2 protein-coding genes are annotated in these 1,983 nt (G+C 62.4%); one reads left to right on the top strand and one right to left on the bottom strand.

Annotation, left to right across the window (positions count from 1 at the left end; all coding sequences use genetic code 11):
• Window positions 1–2: 2 nt before the first annotated feature.
• Window positions 3–749: an ABC transporter ATP-binding protein gene (locus EN925_RS33645; protein WP_127369968.1), complete on the top strand. Its 747-nt coding sequence runs from the start codon at window positions 3–5 to the stop codon at window positions 747–749.
• A 287-nt stretch (window positions 750–1,036) separates the two neighbouring features.
• On the opposite strand, the gene EN925_RS33640 is transcribed toward EN925_RS33645, so the two are convergent.
• A partial coding sequence (locus tag EN925_RS33640; protein ID WP_128337259.1) for an NAD(P)-dependent oxidoreductase occupies window positions 1,037–1,983 on the bottom strand: 947 nt, incomplete at its 5' end.

The raw sequence follows: 1,983 nt of genomic DNA, 5'->3' as shown, positions 1-1,983 counted from the left end.
CCATGGATAGCAGCGAGATACTCGCGGTTCGCGGGCTCAGCGCCGGCTACGGTGGCCACGCGGTCGTCAGCGGTATCGATCTATCGCTCGCCCGAGGCGATATCCTTGGCCTGCTTGGCGCCAACGGCTCGGGCAAGTCCACCTTGCTCAGGGCGATCACCGGCCAGATCCGGCCGCTCGGGGGGACCGTGGCGATCGGCGGCGCCGACCTTGCCGGCGCACCGGAACGCGCCAAGTCCGGCTTCGGCCTTGCCATGGATCCATCCGACCTGCCGGCGGCGCTGACCGGGCGGCAGTATCTCCAGCTCGTCGCCTCGATCCGCGGCTGTGCCGAAGACGGATGGCCTGGCGTCAATGTCGCCGAACGGCTCGGGCTCAAGCGCTGGATCGACCGGCTAATCGCCGAATATTCGCTCGGCACGCGGGCGAAGATCGCCATCGCCGCGGCCCTGCTTGGCGCGCCGCCGCTGCTGATCCTCGACGAGTCCCTGAACGGCCTTGATCCGCTTGCCGCCTTCGAGGTCAAACGCGTCATCCTTGCATTGGCGGCGAGCCAAGCCGTCATCATCTCCACCCACGTGGTCGAAGCGGTTCCCGGCCTGTGCAACCGCGCGGTGCTTCTAGCCGGGGGCAGCATTGCCCTAGAGTGGAATGCACGGCAGTTGGCCGAGGCCAGCCACGCGCCCGGCGCCTTTGAGCTCCACGTTATGCAGGCGCTGTCGGAACCCATGACCTGGCGAAGGAGGTAGTGGCAAAGGCATCCCGAACTACCGGAATGAGGCGCAAAGCTGCCAACCGGGGCGTAAGTAAATGGCTCGCTCAGCTTCTTGAATCAATTTGGGCGAACCGCTTCGCAACCCAATAACGATTATGTTAGTCGCTGATGGACGTCGTCTTTTCACAAAATCAATCAATTAGCGGATGGTTCGCGCAGCAATATCCTTCGTATGTCCTCGTATGGTGTGGCCCAAAGAAGAGACGTGATTAATATAGACCAAAAGCACTACCGCTGACTCGGTTATGTGGGAGTGACGCATTACTGACACGAACTTCTGAGGTTCGATTTTTCAACGCCAAGGCAAAAGCGATTTGTCAACCGGACAAGTTCCCCGCCCCGTTCGGCGACAATCTTGCCGCGCTCGTCCGGCCGCGCGTTTGAAAGCGCTTTCCACAGCTGGGTTTGCCGCTCGCAGAGATCTGCGAGGTCGAAGCATTCCTGTGCCGTCAGTTTCAACAGGTCGCCGGCCGTTGCCGGCCCGATGCCGGGGGGCGTGGTTGATCCTCTAGAAAGGTACCCTGACGGCACGGTGCCTTTTGCGTTGGTCACCGATTTGCGGCAGATGATATCGAAGATCTGATCCACGGCCTGCTTGGCGCCGGCGACGCGCGAAGGGTGATCCGTATCGGCCGCGGCGTGGGGCAGGAGTTCAAGTTTGTCGCCATGCTTCTCGACCAGATCGAGGTAGGGCAGCATCGGGCCGGAGAGGCTGCCGGTCGAAAGATCCATGAAAAGGTCGGCATCGACCGCCGCATGACGAACCCGCCCTGTCTCCAGGGCATTGCCAAGCGCCGCAACCTCGACAAGCTCGCCGCGATCGTAGTTGACCAGTACCGCGCCCTTGTTCATGCATGACAGGACCTCCGTGCCAATAAGCCCGGCATTGGCGTAGCGGCCGGTTTGCGCATCCTGCTTGCCCAGGCCGACATGGACGCTCAGCACATCCGCGCCATCAGCCGCTTCGACGAGATCTGGCGCAAAGACAAAACCCTCGGTTTCGATCCAGTCGCGGTGCCGTGGTCGTGCATGGATCACCACGCGCATGCCGAAGGCGCGGGCGAGCTTGGCGACCTCGCGGCCAATATTGCCGTAGCCGATGACCGCAATCGTCTTGCCTTCGAGCTTTTCGGTGGGGAAATCGCGCAGGTCCCTGCCGGTGTCGAAGGCGCCGCGCGCCACTCGCTCGTGAAGCACGTCCACCGGAA

This window comes from Mesorhizobium sp. M7A.F.Ca.US.006.04.2.1, assembly GCF_004022915.1.
GTDB classification, from domain to species: domain Bacteria; phylum Pseudomonadota; class Alphaproteobacteria; order Rhizobiales; family Rhizobiaceae; genus Mesorhizobium; species Mesorhizobium ciceri.
Note: the sequence above shows the minus strand (reverse complement) of the source record. Positions and strands in the feature narration are given on the sequence as shown.

Coding starts and splice junctions, on each gene's coding strand:
- EN925_RS33645 (WP_127369968.1), top strand. CDS start 3: ATGGATAGCAGCGAGATACTCGCGGTTCGCGGGCTCAGCGCCGGCTAC.